Consider the following 15,361-nt stretch of genomic DNA (forward strand, 5'->3'; position numbering starts at 1 on the left):
CTTGGTTATCCGTTGATTGAAGAGGAGGAGGCAGACGAGGCCGATGGCAGGCACAGCAGCTGGATTTCGGACTCTGCGCGGGGGTCCAGTTCCGGCAGGGTGAATGCGCACTGGGCAACCCCGTTCCAGTGCAGGGCCATGGTTTCGCCGGCCTTCATGCCACTGAGGTACACCTGGCCATCCTCCCCCATGATTCCGGTGTCCTGGCCGCGGCGATTCTTCACCGTCGCACCGAACGGTGGCGCGCTCTGGTCAGCCAGATGCACCATGACCATGGCCTTGGCACCGGCGATGATGTCGAAACTGCGATAGCCGATGGCCCCTTCGGTCAGGGTGATCTGGGTGACCGACTGGGTGGCTTCCACGTCGTCCGCCAACTGGTCCAGATCGATGCTTGCCTGATTGCGGTAATAGCTGTTGAGGTCGGTGATGACCGCACTGCCAAAACCATTGGTACGGGTCGAGGCGCCGTTGCCGCGCACCGGCACATTGGCCACGCCCTGGGTGTCCACCAGCAGGCGAGTACCTCCCGGCATGCCGGTGCGATGCAGTGCGCCCCCCTGCGCAGTGAGGGTTGCGCCGCCCTGGAGCGACAGCCCGGCAGAGCGGTATTGCCCGGTCTGGTAGCTGGCACTGGCCACGACCTGGGCCTGGCTGCCCTCGTGGGTCAGGTAACCGCTGGCGGTCTTGCCCGAACGAGCAGTACCGGCACTGAGCGAATAGCTGTTGCGCTCATCCACGCGGTCGTAATAACTCAGGTTGTGGGTGGTTTCGGTACGACTGGTAGCGGCGCTATAGCTGTAGGAAGCCCCATCCCCCCAGGGCATGCTCAGGGACAGATACGCCCCATCATCGACCCGGCCATAGGTCTGGTTGCGATAGGCCGTCAACGACAGGCTCAGGTTCTTGACCCAGCCCAGATCGAAATAACGTGATACCGACAGGCTGTAGCGGTCGCTCGGCGCACTGCTCCAGTAGGTCTGATGGTTGTAGTCCAGGTACAGGCTCAGGTTCTGGTCGCGGAAATTCTTGTTGAGCGAAACCTTGTACATTTCCTTGCTCTGGTTGATGGGCCGACCGCTGCGCCGGGCATCGATGAACTCGTTCATGCTCATGAAGTTCTCTTCGGAAAAGCGATAGCCAGCGAAGGTCACCTGGCTGTCGTACTCTTCGAAACGCTTCGAGTAGCTGACGCGATAGGACTTGCCCGATAGGCTGCTGGCCTGGGGCAAGTTTGCGTTGGACTGGGTCACGTCCACGGAGATCGCCCCCAGTACGCTCAGGTCGCGACCGATGCCCAAGGCCAGTGAGGTGTAGTCCTGGGCACCCAGGCCACCGCCATACAGCGACCAGCCGTTACTGACGCCCCAGGAAAACTCGCCGGAGGCGAAGCTGGGGCCGTCCATGCTGTGATCCCAGTCCGAAGGTTTGCCGAACGCCATCTTGTAGCGCACCGTGCCTGGCCGGGTCAGATAGGGAATGCTCGCCGTATCGACCTGAAACTCCTGGAGACTGCCGTCCTGCTCCTCGACCCGCACATCCAGCTTGCCGCTCACGGCGTTATTCAGGTCCTGGATACGGAAGGGGCCCTGGGGCACCTGGGTGTCATACAGAACCCGCCCCTGTTGCTTGACCAGGACCCGGGCGTTGGTTCGGGCCACACCGCGGATCTCCGGCGCATAACCTCGCAGGTTGGGCGGCAGCATCCCTTCGTTGGTCCCCAGGCTCGCGCCGGTGTAGCGGAAGCTGCCAAACAGGTTGGAGTTCAGGTAGCCCTCCCCCAGGGTCAAGTCTGCCCCCAACCCGGGAATCGCCCGCAAGGCATAGAAACGACTCCAGTCGAAAGTTCGCGTGGATGGCTGTCCGGCCCCCCGCTGCATTTGCATTTGCCAGTCAGCACGCATGCGCCAGGCCCCGAGGTTGAAACCCGCGGTGCCATTGCCGGACAGTTCATGGCTGGAACCTTGGGAGCCACGGCGCTCGGTGGTCAGGGCGTTGAAGTTGTAATCCAGCAAGATCCCGGGAATGCCGTTGTCCCAGCGCGAAGGCGGATCCCAGTTGGCTGCCGTGTACTCCAGGGCCTCCTGGGGAACGCTGAGATACAAGACGCCACGTCCAAGATCGCCACGCACCAGCATGCCGGGGATGCTGCCAATATCCAGGCAAGCACCTTGGTGCGACCATTTCAGGGCCGGGAGCAACCTGGGCTTGAGCCCCAGATCCTGTACCAGATCCGGCGTGAGGCAAGCCACGCTGCCTTGGGGATCATCTTCGGGGGCAATGAACTGCACTGGACTTTCCGGCAACGACTCCTGATTGACTTGAAGCACCAGGCGATACTGCCCCGGCATGATGAAGTTGGCCTTGGAAAACAGCCCAAGATCAATATGCTGTTGATCCTGAAGATCCAGAACATCAGTATTGAATTGAAACTCTTCGGCGGCACTAGCCACGCCGGTAACACACCACAAAGTAGCGGCAACCAATACCCTGTGTTGGCCCACGAGACTAACTTCCTTCGTGACTTCAAATAAAACCGGCACTCACGATCAGAAGTGGTGAATTCTGAGTCTGATCGTGGCGTGATAATTACCAGCATTGAGCGCACTGCCACTACCGGCCAGCGTCAGCGAATAGTTGAGCGCCCTGTTTCTGGCAATCACTTCATTGCCCTTAAGTGGAACGCCAGGAATAACCAGGTTTCCGAATTGATCTTTTATCTGTATGGCAATGCCCTTGGCCGTGCCTTGAGTAATGAAGTACTGACCATTACCGTCACCTTCAAACACCAGGGCGAAAGATTTGAATACCGAGTCGTTGACCCGAGCATTGCTCGAACCACAATTGATGATTGAAATAGTCAGCGGCTGTTGAGTCGAAGCCTCACCATTGACCAACCCATGGATCGGCGTTGGCATCATGCGGATGGCCTGATATTGATTGTCTATACGTATGGCACAGGCCGCATCGAAGATTGAGCCAGACATATGCATCCGCCCCTTGAGCCACTCTTCACCTTCAACAGCAGACGCCTGGGGCTGGGCGCAAAGACCCAGGAACACGGCGATCCCCGGAACTATCATCGAGCGACTCATAAAATCTCCCGGGCGCATCCGGGGCCCTCATGCGTAGAGGGCCTCAAGACCTAGCTGGGCCGCTGCAACTTACTGATAGGCCAACTTGAAGCTGGCCGTCGCATCGAAGTCGCCGACGCCGATTTCAGCAGGCTTGGCGGGATCCTCTCCCTTCACGGGTTGCATATCACCCTGCAGGTAAGCAGTGAAACGCAGTTCGCTGCTACCGTTGGCCAACGCCTGAGCGTCCGAGGCAGTACCCAGTTTGATCAGCACGCCTTGCTGGTTGGCGATCGCCAGGCTGGCCCCCGAAGCACTTCCCTTGAGCGCCAGCAGGCCATCAGTAATCGAGTTCGGGCCGTCAAAAGTGGCGGTGGCGCTTTTCAGGGACTCCAGGTCACAGCCACTCAACTTGATGGAGAATGGCTGCGGCGCAGACTTGCCTCCATCTTTCAGATCTCGGGCAGAGATGGGCTGCAACTGGAAAGACTGGGAGCCGCTTTCACCCGCCACAATAGAGCAAGGCGCATCGTGAATGCTGCCGGAAAACTCTATGACGCCACTCCTTCCATCATTTGCCATGCTGAAGCCTGAAACAGAACCAAGAACAATTGCGGCAACAGCAGCCGCCATCTTGCTGAATGTCATTATGAGGTCCTTAACGAATACCCTTTAAGTTGAATGGCAACAAAAAAACAACAACAGGCGCTAGGGCAAGCCAAGTAAAACCAAACTTGATCACCCGCGAGTTAGTTCATCTTTAGTGCTGGTTATTATTCTATTTTTATCAAAATGAAATTAAGATAAGACAAATTCGATAGGGGACTAGGAAATTTCCTAGTCCCGACTTCGCCCACCTTAAACATGCTTCAGCCACCCTCCGCCCACCTGCGACACGGTGGTCGAACAAGAAGGAAACAGGTGACAAGCAGCGATGAGGCGCAAGGTCCCCATAGGCCCAGCAACGATAAGGCCAGGCGGCCTCTAGATCAGTCGTCGATCAACAGCAGGTCGACTGCCCGCACAACCTGCCGTGACCAGGACTCAGGGAATCAGTGAGTTGCGCTTGGCGAACTCCGCCAGGCCGACCTGCGATCCCAACCCGAGCTTTTGCAGCAACCGGGTCTTGTAAGTGCTGACGGTTTTGTTGCTGAGAAACAGCTTTTCACCGATCGCCTTGTTGGAGTAACCCTGAGCCAGGTATTGCAGCACGATCATTTCCCGATCGGTCAACAAGCCGATCTGTTCAACCTCGGACTTCTGCTGCATCGGCGGAGCGGACACATCCTGGGCCATTGACGGATAGAAAGTGTATCCGGCCAGTACGGCATTCAATGCCACCACCAGATTGCTCAGGTCCTCTTCCTTGTTGACGAAACCACGGGCGCCCAACTGAATGCAGCGCCTGCAGAAACTTTCCACCGACTGCGAGGTGAGCACCAGTACCTCAGTGCGCAACTCCAGGGCCTTGATGCGGGCAAGCACCTTGAGCCCATCGAGCTTGGGAATACCGATGTCGAGGATTACCACATCCGGCACATGCTCACGCACGAGTTCGAGGGCATCCAGGCCATTATCCGTTTCGGCCACCACACACATATCGTTCTTTTCCAACAAGACCTTAACGGCAAGCCGAACAACAGGGTGGTCGTCAACTATCAATACGCTGTGCATACAGTGTTTTCACCTTAATAGCTTGGCTCTCGGCCAAGTGTTGCTGCTGGTAGAAATATATTTTATCGGACACCACCCAGATTAAACTTTCATACCCACTCAAACATGAGTACAGCAGGTGTTGTGTCAGCAAAATGCGTGACTTCCACCATAAAGTTCAGCACCTGTGGCTCAAACTCCGAAGGCTACTGCTGATATGCCATTCCGTCCCTGAGGCGCAGATTCTCGACAAACTCACTAGGACACAAGCGGTTATCGATTCTCACCTAACGAATCAGACGGTCTGATTTTTCACTAAGAAATTTCCTGCGACATATGGGGATACTCCTAATGGACCTTGCTCGGGAGCCTTAAGCAAGATGGCCGGTAAACAACGAAGTGAGCCGGCCATGCAAGACCTTGTAGTTCTGGTGCTGGAAGATGAACCGCTGCAGCGACTGGTCACCGTTACCGCCCTGAAAAAAGTCATGTCCGGGCAGATCCATGAAGCCGCAGACGGTCAGGAAGCCCTGGCGCTGCTGGAGGCGTGCACCAAGGTGGACATCGCCATCTGCGACTTGAAAATGCCGGGAATGGACGGCCTGGCCTTTCTGCGCCACGCCAGCCATAGCGGCAAGTTGCACTCGGTGATCCTGTGCAGCCAGGTCGACCCGCTGCTGCGTCAGACCACAGTGTCGATGATCGACCGCCTGGGCCTGAATTTCCTCGGCGACCTGGGCAAGCCCTTCGACCTGGAGCGCATCACCCGCTTGCTCACCTGTTACCAGGCACAGCGCAACGATAGGGCCAAGCCCCTGGAAAAGGCCGAACTGCCGAGCCTGGCCGACATGATCCGCGGCCTGGATAACGGTGAATTCGAGGCCTACTACCAGCCCAGAGTCGCGCTCGACAGCGCTACGCTGCTGGGTGCGGAAGCCCTCGCCCGATGGAACCACCCACAACTGGGAGTGCTGCCCCCCTCACACTTTCTCTACATCATGGAGCATCACAACCTGCTCGAGCGGCTGTTCTGGCAACTCTTCGATCAAGGCCTGTCCTTGCGGCGCGAACTGGCAGACAAAGGCATTTCCCTGAACATGTCCTTCAACCTGCACCCCTCACAACTGGCCTCCCAGACCCTTACCGAGTCGATTGCCTCCCTGCTTGAACTGTTCCAGGTCCCGGCCGGCAGCATCACCTTCGAAATCACCGAGACCAGCTTGCTCAGCGCCCCGGCCAGCAGCCTGGAGAACCTGGTACGCCTGCGCATCATGGGCTGCGGGCTGGCCATGGATGATTTCGGCGCCGGCTACTCCTCCCTCTATCGCCTGTGCGAGTTGCCCTTCAGCCAGATCAAGCTGGACGGGACCTTTGTACGTAAGATGCATCAGCCAAGGAGCAGCGCAGTCATCAGCTACACCGTGGCCCTGGCCCGTGCCTTGGGGATGACCCTGGTTATCGAAGGAGTGGAAACGCGAGAACAGCAAGAGCGCCTGATAAAGCTCGGTTGCTCGATGGCCCAGGGTTTTCTGTTCGCACGGCCCATGCCAGAAGGGCACTTCAGCGCCTATTGCCTCAACTGAAGCGGTCTCGACGAGGGCTGACAGTTTACAACCGACCGGTCAGGCGATAACACAGGGCCATTGTCGGCACATCGCCTACTCGGTGCGCCTGGCTCTTTGACTTCTGATCATTCTTTCCTGACAAACATCTGAAGCGCTCATGCATTTACGACTTATCTGGCTCTTTATCTGCCTGGCGATCACCGGCGCTCAACTGGCTGCGGCCGACACACCTTCGCAGCCCAAGACGCTTTACAGCCCGCTGCTTCTCGACCAGAAAGATCTGGCTATCGAAGACAAGGACTGGCGCTGGCTACGCCATAAGTCCGAGCTGAAAATCGCGGTGGCTGCCACAGGAACGGCGCCACTCTATGTGAGCTACCACGACAGCAACTACGAGGGTATTACCGCCGACGTCACGGCCCTGATTGGGCAGATGCTCGGCCTGCGTATCAAGGTCGTGCCCTTTCGCACCCAGGAGGACGCCCGGCTAGCCCTGCTGGCCGGTGATATCGATGTCATCGCCAGCTACCACTCGGGGGCGACAACCGATCCCATCAGCTACACCCGGCCCTTCGCCGAAAGCCCCTTGGCGCTGTTCAAGCGCAACGACGAGCAGCGTAACTCTCCCGCTGATCTGGCCGGCCTGCGCATTGCCGTCACCCTGGAACACAGCGTCGAGATGCAGGAGCGCTTTCCCCTCGCGCGATTCACCATCTACCCCAGCCACGACGAAGCGATAGCTGCAACAGCGTTCGGCCACACCGATCTGTACGCCGGTGACCTGCTCAGCGCCTATTTTCGACTCAACCGGTCCTACTACGGCTATCTCAAGTTCGAGCGTTTCGCCGGTTTGAAGAAAGCCGGCTACGCCTACGCCTTGAAAGGCAGCAACCTGCGCCTGCAACGAATACTCGATCAAAGCATCAACGCCCTGGGCAAGGACAAGCTCAGAAGCCTGAGCCGACGCTGGGTAGGCAGAGGCTTCCTGCCAACGGATGAAAAAGTACCGCTCAGCACAGACGAATCGCGCTGGATCGCACGCCACCCGGTGGTCAGGCTGATGATCAACGATGACCTGGCCCCCGTGGCATTCTTCGATGCCAACGGGGTCTTCTCAGGTATCACCGCCGAGCTGCTGGAAGTGATTGCCCAGCGTACGGGCCTGCATTTCCAGGTCACCGCCCGCAACGGTGCGTACCCCCAGCAAATAAAGGCATTGCAGGACTCGGAGGCGGACCTGGCGATCATGACCAACAGTGCGCAACGCCAGGAAAACCTGCGTTTCACTCGCCCCTTTCTCACCAGCCCGTTCGTCATGGTCACAGCAGCCGACAACAACGGTAAGGCATTGCCACCCGGGGACCTGGTCGGCAAGCGTCTGGCGATTCCCTCCGGGCACGTTACCTTGCAATACGTACGCGATCTCTATCCCGACACCGAGGTGATTGAAGCCGGCGCCTCATTGGACGCGATGAACATGGTGTACGAAGGCAAGGCTGCAGCCGCCGTGGTAGCGATGCCCACTGCCCGCTACTACATTGTCCGGCTGTTTCAAAACCGCCTGGCCATTGCCGACCTGATCCATAGCAACCCGGCAAACGCCAGTTTCGCCTTGCGTCGCAGCGATCCGGAACTGCAGTCCATTCTCGACAAGGCCCTGCTCAGCCTGCCCGCCGACGACCTGAATGCGATCGCCAGTCACTGGCGCTCGCCACCGGGCATGAGTGGCGAAACCTGGCGTGACTATCAACTGATGATCACCGAAATCATTACTGGTGCGGCGCTGCTGCTCCTGCTGACGATGACCTGGGTGCTGTACCTGCACCGCCGGATCAAGACCGAGAAACTGCTCAATGACCAGTTGCGCTTTGTCGAGGCCCTGACTGAAAGCATGCCCCCCGCCCTCTATGTCCGCGACATCGAAGGGCACATGCTGTCCTGCAACCTCAGCTACTTGCAAAGCATCGGCCTGACTGCCGAGCAGGTCCTGAACAAGACGGTGCAAGCGCTACCCAAGGAGAATTTCTCGGCAGAGTCCGACCTGCACCAGAGCTACTTGAAGGCAATCAATGAAGGCACGACCGTCAAGTCGGTGTACGCGATCCAACTGCAGGGCAAGGATGTCTGGATCGATCACTGGATCCAGCCATTCCAGGACTCCCACGGCATTACCAAAGGGGTGATCTGTGGCTGGCTGGACATTACCGAGCATCGCCATCTGGTTCAGGAACTGAAGAAGGCAAAAAACCTCGCCGACCAGGCCAGCCGGGCCAAGACCACATTCCTGGCGACCATGAGCCATGAAATTCGCACGCCGATGAATGCGATCATCGGCATTCTGGAACTGGCACTCAAACGTGCCGACGATGACCGGATCGAACGCTCCAGCATCGAAATTGCCTACAGCTCCGCCAGGAGCCTGCTGGAACTGATCGGTGACATCCTCGATATCGCCCGCATCGAATCCGGACGGCTCAGCCTCTCGCCCAAGCGCGCCAACCTGCGCGAGCTGGTGGAGTCGGTTGTCCGTGTCTTCGAAGGCCTGGCGCGACAGAAGCGCCTGAACCTGATCCTCGAGATCGACGCCACCATCAACGGTGATGTGCTGGTGGACGGGATGCGCTTCAAGCAGATCCTTTCCAACCTTATCAGCAACGCGATCAAGTTCACCGAAGAGGGCTTCATCAAGGTGGCCCTCACCGGAGATCTGCTGGAGGATGCCTTGTTGCAGGTCAGGCTCAGTGTCGAGGACTCCGGGATCGGCATCTCCCCAGCCGACCAGGAGTGCCTGTTCCAACCCTTCGCCCAGGTCGAGCGCAATGTGCAGAATGCAGACGGCACCGGCCTGGGCCTGGTGATCTGCCGCTCGCTGTGCGCGATGATGGGCGGCCAGGTGACCATGACCAGCTCGCTGGGACAGGGCACCTGCATTGATGTCGAACTGCGCCTGCAGACACTGGAGCGCATCGCCCCATCCGAACGCCCGAACCCGAGCAAGATCCGGCACATGTACCGTCTGCAGATCCTGATAGTCGACGACCATTCGGTGAACCGTGAGGTGCTGCAACAGCAATTGAGCTTCCTCGGCCATGATACCGTCGAGGCAGCCAACGGTCGGGATGCCCTGGAGCTCTGGCGCCAGCAGGCGTTCGATCTGATCATCACCGACTGCCACATGCCCATCATGAATGGGGCTGATCTGACCCAGGCTATTCGCCACGACGAGCGCCAGAGCGCCTGCGCACCGACAATGATCATCGGCCTGACCGCCGATGCCCAGCCCGAGGAAGTGGAGCGCTGCATCCTGGCCGGGATGAACGAATGCCTGATCAAGCCCATCAGCCTGGATGAGCTGGAACGGCGCCTGCAAACCATAAGCCTTGCCGACGACGAACAGGAGGAGCTGCCTACGTTGCCGGCACTGCCAAAGAAAGGCTTTGGCGCGCCTCGGGTGTTCGACCTGGAGTCGCTGCACTCGCTGGTGGGCGGCGAACCGACGATGCTGCACCACATCCTGAGTGAACTGCTCACCAACAATCGCTTGGATTTGCAAAGCCTCACGACCCTGCTCGAGGAGCAGGCAACGGCGGAGCTTGCAGAGTTGGCCCACCGCATCAAAGGCGCCGCACGGGTGGTGAAAGGCGAGCAGTTGGTAGAAAGCTGTCGCCAACTGGAAGATGCCTGCCTGAGTCCCGAGCTTTCCCTGGGCATGATCACGGAATGCGTGGCACAGGTAGTACAGGCAATCGAGACCCTGGAGCAACGCCTTCTGGAGCAACAGGAAATCTGGGCGGAACCGTCCATCCCATGAACGACACGGAAACTGGCTCGCCCTGCAGCGTCCAACCTGCTCATCGCCACGAGGCATTTTTTGCGGGCAAACGAAAAAGGGCACCTCGAGAGGTGCCCTTTTTCGTGAATATGGTCGGGGTAAGGGGATTCGAACTCCTGACATCCTGCTCCCAAAGCAGGCGCGCTACCGGACTGCGCTATACCCCGGTAAAAAAAAGGCACCTTCGAGAGGCGCCTTCTTCGAACAGCGCTTTTGGCCTCTGTTCTTAAGATTCAATCCCAGCGAACTGGTTTCAAAAATGGTGGGTCGTGTGGGATTCGAACCTACGACCAATTGGTTAAAAGCCAACTGCTCTACCAACTGAGCTAACGACCCAAAAATGGTCGGGGTAAGGGGATTCGAACTCCTGACATCCTGCTCCCAAAGCAGGCGCGCTACCGGACTGCGCTATACCCCGGTTTGAAATTGGCTCCGTGACCAGGACTCGAACCTGGGACCCAATGATTAACAGTCATTTGCTCTACCGACTGAGCTATCACGGAACTACATATTTCAAGTTACAACTTCTTGCTTCCATCCTCTTCGACTTGTCCGTATCGCTACGTTCATGTCTCTGAGGCGCGCTATTTTACAATCTTAAAACTACCTGTCAACCCCTTAAATTGCTTTTAAGACAATGATTTGCGACTTCATTGCAGGTTTCTTCTAGATCAGAAAAAACCTCGGGGGTGACTGACTGCGGGGCGCACTTTACAAGCCTTTTCCTTACAGTTCAACGCCCTAGTGAAAAAAAAAGGCCTCGCAATGCGAGGCCTCTTTATCAATGCACCGTTTCCGGCTCAGGCGAAGACGATTTCGTCGTCCTGTACTGAAGCGGTGACCGTGGCTCCGGGCAGGAACCCACCGGAGAGGATCATCTGCGCCAACGGGTTCTCGATCCAGCGCTGAATCGCCCGTTTCAGCGGCCGAGCGCCATACACCGGGTCGTAACCCACGGCGATCAGCTTGTCCAAGGCCTCGTCGCTCAGTTCCAGGCTCAGCTCGCGCTCCGCCAGACGACTGCGCAGGCGACCCAACTGGATCTGGGTGATGCCGGCGATCTGATCCCGGGCCAGAGGCTCGAAGATCACCACTTCGTCGACCCGGTTGATGAACTCCGGCCGGAAGTGGGTGGACACCGCGTCCATCACCGCTGCCCGTTGTGCCTCGCGATCCCCTACCAGCTCCTGGATCTGCGCCGAGCCCAGGTTGGAGGTCATGACGATCACCGTGTTGCGGAAATCCACGGTGCGCCCGTGGCTGTCCGTCAGCCGGCCATCTTCCAGAACCTGCAGCAGGATGTTGAACACATCCGGGTGCGCCTTCTCGACTTCGTCCAGGAGGATCACCGAGTACGGCTTGCGACGCACGGCTTCGGTCAGGTAGCCGCCCTCTTCATAACCGACATAGCCTGGTGGCGCACCGATCAGACGAGCCACGGAATGTTTCTCCATGAACTCGGACATGTCGATCCGCACCATGGCCTCTTCGGTATCGAAGAGGAATTCCGCCAGGGCCTTGCACAGCTCGGTCTTACCCACGCCGGTCGGGCCGAGGAACATGAACGAACCGCTGGGCCGGTTCGGGTCGGACAACCCGGCCCGGGAACGGCGCACAGCGTTGGCCACCGCCACCACGGCTTCGTTCTGGCCAATCACCCGCTCGTGCAGCAGGCTTTCCATCTTCAACAGCTTGTCGCGCTCGCCTTCGAGCATTTTCGACACCGGGATGCCGGTCCACTTGGACACCACTTCGGCAATCTCTTCCTCGGTGACCTTGCTGCGCAGCAACTGGTTCTCGCTGTGGCCGTGCTGGTCGACCATCTGCAGGCTGCGCTCCAGATCGGGGATGACCCCGTACTGCAGCTCGGCCATGCGATTGAGGTCGCCCTTACGCCGCGCGGATTCCAGCTCCTGCCGCGACTGCTCGATCTTCTGCTGGATCTGCGCAGAACCCTGCACTTCGGCTTTTTCCGAGGTCCAGATTTCTTCCAGGTCAGCGTACTCACGCTCCAGGCGCACAATCTCTTCCTGGAGTTTCTCCAGGCGCTTGAGTGCCGCCTCGTCATCCTCTTTCTTCAGTGCCTGAGATTCGACCTTCAGTTGAATCAGACGCCGCTCCAGGCGATCCAGCACTTCCGGCTTGGAGTCGATCTCCATGCGGATGCGGCTGGCGGCCTCGTCGATCAGGTCGATGGCCTTGTCCGGCAATTGCCGGTCAGTGATGTAGCGATGGCTGAGCTTGGCAGCAGCAATGATCGCGCCATCAGTGATCGCCACCTTGTGGTGCACCTCGTAACGCTCTTTGAGGCCACGCAGGATCGCGATGGTGTCTTCTTCGCTGGGCTCGTCCACCAGCACTTTCTGGAAGCGCCGCTCGAGGGCCGCGTCCTTCTCTATATATTGGCGGTACTCGTTGAGCGTGGTGGCACCGACGCAGTGCAACTCGCCACGGGCCAGGGCCGGCTTGAGCATGTTGCCTGCATCCATCGAGCCTTCGCCCTTGCCGGCGCCGACCATGGTGTGCAGCTCGTCGATGAACAGAATGATCTGCCCTTCCTGTTTCGACAGCTCGTTGAGCAGAGACTTCAGACGCTCTTCGAACTCACCACGGTATTTGGCACCGGCAATCAATGCCCCCATGTCCAGGGACAGCAGGCGCTTGCCTTTCAGGCCATCGGGCACTTCACCGTTGATGATCCGCTGGGCCAAGCCTTCGGCGATGGCGGTCTTACCCACGCCAGGCTCACCGATCAGCACCGGATTGTTCTTGGTCCGGCGTTGCAGCACCTGGATGGTCCGACGGATTTCGTCGTCACGGCCAATCACCGGATCAAGCTTGCCGTCTTCGGCGCGCTTGGTCAGGTCGACGGTGTACTTGTCCAGGGCCTGACGCGACTCTTCGACGTTGGCGTCATTCACCGCCTCGCCGCCGCGCAGGTTGTTGATGGCGTTTTCCAGGGCCTTCTTGCTCACGCCCTGGCCCAGCAGCAATTTGCCGAGCTTGCTGTTTTCATCCATGGCCGCCAGCAACACCAGTTCGCTGGAGATGAACTGGTCACCTTTCTGCTGCGCCAGGCGATCGGCCTGGTTGAGCAGGCGTGCCAGGTCCTGGGACATGTTCACGTCGCCAGTGGGGTTCTGGATTTTCGGCAATTGGTCGAGCTCTTTGCTCAACTCCTTGCGCAGGCTGTTGACGTCAAAGCCCACTTGCATCAGCAAGGGCTTGATCGAGCCACCCTGCTGTTCCAGCAGCGCCTGCATCAGGTGTGCAGGTTCAATGGCCGGATGATCAAGACCAACCGCCAGAGATTGAGAATCGGATAAGGCCAGCTGTAACTTGCTGGTTAATCGGTCTATACGCATTAGTCACCTTCCTTTTGAGCAGGCCGGAGCGATGGACACACCTAAATAGAGAAACCTGCCAGATGCTTCTCTAGATGCGGTCGATTCTGGGAGATTCAAGCACCAGTTGCTTGACACAGGTCAGATGAGTCTAGCGCTCAAGCCAGATAAGGGAGGCAAAGCGCCCCGTGCGCGGGCTGCGCCGATAGGAAAAGAAGCGCGGATCGCTCACCGTGCAGTAGCCGCCGCCATAGACCGCAGTCACCCCGCGGGCGGCCAGGCGCAGGCGCGCCAACTGATAGATGTCAGCCATGAAACGCCCGGGATTGCTGCTCGGCACAAAGGCCTGTTCGGCGGCCGGCAGTTGGCCGACGAAGGCTTCACGCACCTCGGCCCCCACTTCAAAGCGCTCGGGCCCAATGGCCGGCCCCAGCCACACCAGGACCTCGGCGGGAGGTGTATCCAGGCTGTCGAGGGTGGCCTCCAGCACGCCCGCCGCCAACCCGCGCCAACCAGCATGGGCAGCAGCGACTCGGGTACCGGCACGATTGCAGAACAGTGCCGGCAGGCAGTCGGCGGTCATTACCGCACACGCCACGCCCGGGGTGGCGGTCCAACTGGCATCTGCTGTAGCGACTGTGGAGGGATCGGCATGGGCCACGGCAATTCCGTGGACCTGCTGCAACCAGGCCGGGGTGATGGCGAAATGCTCGGTCAGGCGCCGACGGTTCTCGGCCACCGCTTGCGGATCGTCTTCAACATGGTCACCCAGGTTGAGGCTATCGAACGGCGCCAGGCTGACGCCGCCCGTTCGGGTGGTGACACAGGCCTTGACCCCGGCCGGCGCGGGCCAGTCTGGAGTCAGCCAGTCATTCATCCGATAAACGCCTCACGGTCCTGCTTGAGCAACGACAGCAGCCAGACGAAATCGTCTGGCTGCGGCGATTCCCAGCTCATGCGGATACCGGTGGTCGGATGATCCAGCTCCAGGAAGCGTGCATGCAGCGCCTGGCGCGGGAAGTTCTTCAACGACTCGACCATGGTCTGGCTGGCCGCCGGCGGAATGCGGAAACGACCGCCGTATGCCGGGTCGCCCACCAACGGGAAGTTGATGTGGGCCATGTGCACCCGGATCTGGTGGGTACGGCCGGTTTCCAGCTTGACCCGCACATGGGTATGGGAACGGAAGCGCTCCAGCACCCGATAGTGGCTGACAGCCTGCTTGCCACCTTCCATCACCGCCATGCGCTGGCGCTGCTGGCCGTGACGACCGATCGGGGCATTGATCTTGCCCCCGGCGGTCACTACGCCAATCACGATGCACTCGTAGATGCGGCTGACGCTGCGGCTCTGCAGCTGGGCTACCAGTTGGGTCTGCGCCTGAATGGTCTTGGCCACCACCATCAAACCGGTGGTGTCCTTGTCCAGACGGTGGACGATGCCAGCCCGCGGTACATTGACGATGTCGGGGACATGGTGCAGCAGGGCGTTGAGCAAGGTGCCATCGGCGTGGCCGGCAGCCGGGTGCACCACCAGGCCCGCAGGCTTGTTGATCACCAGGATCTCATCGTCCTCGTAGACGATGTCCAGCTCGATGTCCTGGGCGATCCACTCGCCCTGGGCCTCCTGCTCGGCAGTCAGTTCGAGAATGGCGCCGCCGTGGACGATGTCTCGCGGGCGAATGACCGCCCCGTCCACCGTCAGGCGGCCGTCCTTGATCCAGGCGGAAAGGCGCGAGCGCGAATGCTCAGCGAATAGTTGGGCGGCGACTTGATCGAGGCGTTGACCGCCCAGTTCGGACGGCACCTCTGCGCGAAGTTCAATTTTATCGGACATGCTCGGACTGGGCGTCGGCACAGCCTTTGGTTTCGGCTGCGCGCTTGTGGTTAAATA

At 59.2% G+C, this 15,361-nt stretch carries 9 protein-coding genes and 4 tRNA genes; 2 read left to right on the plus strand and 11 right to left on the minus strand.

The features are described from left to right. Positions 1-5 precede the first annotated feature (5 nt). The 4 genes from U873_RS0115640 to U873_RS0115655 all read right to left on the minus strand — a co-directional run bounded on the left by U873_RS0115640 (position 6) and on the right by U873_RS0115655 (position 4,748). Positions 6-2,453, minus strand: coding sequence for an outer membrane usher protein (locus U873_RS0115640; protein ID WP_025129157.1), 2,448 nt, complete (start codon positions 2,451-2,453; stop codon positions 6-8). Between the two features lie 96 nt (positions 2,454-2,549). Next, on the minus strand, positions 2,550-3,095 hold the full coding sequence (locus U873_RS0115645; RefSeq protein WP_157838090.1) for a fimbrial protein: 546 nt from the start codon (positions 3,093-3,095) through the stop codon (positions 2,550-2,552). 69 nt (positions 3,096-3,164) lie between these two features. Further along, a complete protein-coding gene (locus U873_RS34870) occupies positions 3,165-3,722 on the minus strand; it encodes a fimbrial protein (RefSeq protein ID WP_025129159.1) in 558 nt (185 codons plus the stop codon). A gap of 396 nt (positions 3,723-4,118) precedes the next feature. Beyond that, on the minus strand, positions 4,119-4,748 hold the full coding sequence (locus U873_RS0115655; RefSeq protein WP_025129160.1) for a response regulator transcription factor: 630 nt from the start codon (positions 4,746-4,748) through the stop codon (positions 4,119-4,121). 389 nt (positions 4,749-5,137) lie between these two features. On the opposite strand from U873_RS0115655, the gene U873_RS0115660 reads away from it, so the two are divergent. Further along, positions 5,138-6,310, plus strand: a complete 1,173-nt coding sequence (locus U873_RS0115660) for an EAL domain-containing protein (protein ID WP_029978435.1) — start codon at positions 5,138-5,140, stop codon at positions 6,308-6,310. 139 nt (positions 6,311-6,449) lie between these two features. Further along, positions 6,450-10,103, plus strand: a complete 3,654-nt coding sequence (locus U873_RS0115665) for a transporter substrate-binding domain-containing protein (RefSeq protein WP_025129161.1) — start codon at positions 6,450-6,452, stop codon at positions 10,101-10,103. Positions 10,104-10,214: 111 nt separating this feature from the next. Here U873_RS0115665 and U873_RS0115670 read toward each other — a convergent pair. The 7 genes from U873_RS0115670 to rluD form a co-directional block, all read right to left on the minus strand. Further along, positions 10,215-10,291, minus strand: a tRNA-Pro gene (locus tag U873_RS0115670). Positions 10,292-10,384: 93 nt separating this feature from the next. Next, positions 10,385-10,460: transfer RNA gene (locus tag U873_RS0115675), tRNA-Lys, on the minus strand. Positions 10,461-10,465: 5 nt separating this feature from the next. After that, a tRNA-Pro gene (locus U873_RS0115680) sits at positions 10,466-10,542 on the minus strand. Between the two features lie 9 nt (positions 10,543-10,551). Beyond that, positions 10,552-10,627, minus strand: a tRNA-Asn gene (locus tag U873_RS0115685). Between the two features lie 297 nt (positions 10,628-10,924). Next, entirely contained in the window at positions 10,925-13,489 is a 2,565-nt protein-coding gene (clpB, locus tag U873_RS0115690; protein WP_025129162.1) for an ATP-dependent chaperone ClpB, read from the minus strand. Between the two features lie 130 nt (positions 13,490-13,619). After that, on the minus strand, positions 13,620-14,345 hold the full coding sequence (pgeF, locus tag U873_RS0115695; protein ID WP_025129163.1) for a peptidoglycan editing factor PgeF: 726 nt from the start codon (positions 14,343-14,345) through the stop codon (positions 13,620-13,622). Continuing rightward, positions 14,342-15,304: a 23S rRNA pseudouridine(1911/1915/1917) synthase RluD gene (gene rluD, locus U873_RS0115700; protein WP_025129164.1), complete on the minus strand. Its 963-nt coding sequence runs from the start codon at positions 15,302-15,304 to the stop codon at positions 14,342-14,344. Before rluD ends, pgeF begins: the two co-directional genes overlap by 4 nt. Positions 15,305-15,361 lie beyond the last annotated feature (57 nt).

The organism is Pseudomonas sp. PH1b (genome assembly GCF_000633395.1).
Classification (GTDB): Bacteria; Pseudomonadota; Gammaproteobacteria; order Pseudomonadales; family Pseudomonadaceae; genus Aquipseudomonas.

What these genes read in the sequence shown, in the direction of transcription:
- rluD (WP_025129164.1), bottom strand. Translation starts at nt 15,304, where the DNA reads ATGTCCGATAAAATTGAACTTCGCGCAGAGGTGCCGTCCGAACTGGGC.
- clpB (WP_025129162.1), bottom strand. Translation starts at nt 13,489, where the DNA reads ATGCGTATAGACCGATTAACCAGCAAGTTACAGCTGGCCTTATCCGAT.
- U873_RS34870 (WP_025129159.1), bottom strand. Translation starts at nt 3,722, where the DNA reads ATGACATTCAGCAAGATGGCGGCTGCTGTTGCCGCAATTGTTCTTGGT.
- pgeF (WP_025129163.1), bottom strand. Translation starts at nt 14,345, where the DNA reads ATGAATGACTGGCTGACTCCAGACTGGCCCGCGCCGGCCGGGGTCAAG.
- U873_RS0115655 (WP_025129160.1), bottom strand. Translation starts at nt 4,748, where the DNA reads ATGCACAGCGTATTGATAGTTGACGACCACCCTGTTGTTCGGCTTGCC.
- U873_RS0115645 (WP_157838090.1), bottom strand. Translation starts at nt 3,095, where the DNA reads ATGAGTCGCTCGATGATAGTTCCGGGGATCGCCGTGTTCCTGGGTCTT.
- U873_RS0115660 (WP_029978435.1), top strand. Translation starts at nt 5,138, where the DNA reads ATGCAAGACCTTGTAGTTCTGGTGCTGGAAGATGAACCGCTGCAGCGA.
- U873_RS0115665 (WP_025129161.1), top strand. Translation starts at nt 6,450, where the DNA reads ATGCATTTACGACTTATCTGGCTCTTTATCTGCCTGGCGATCACCGGC.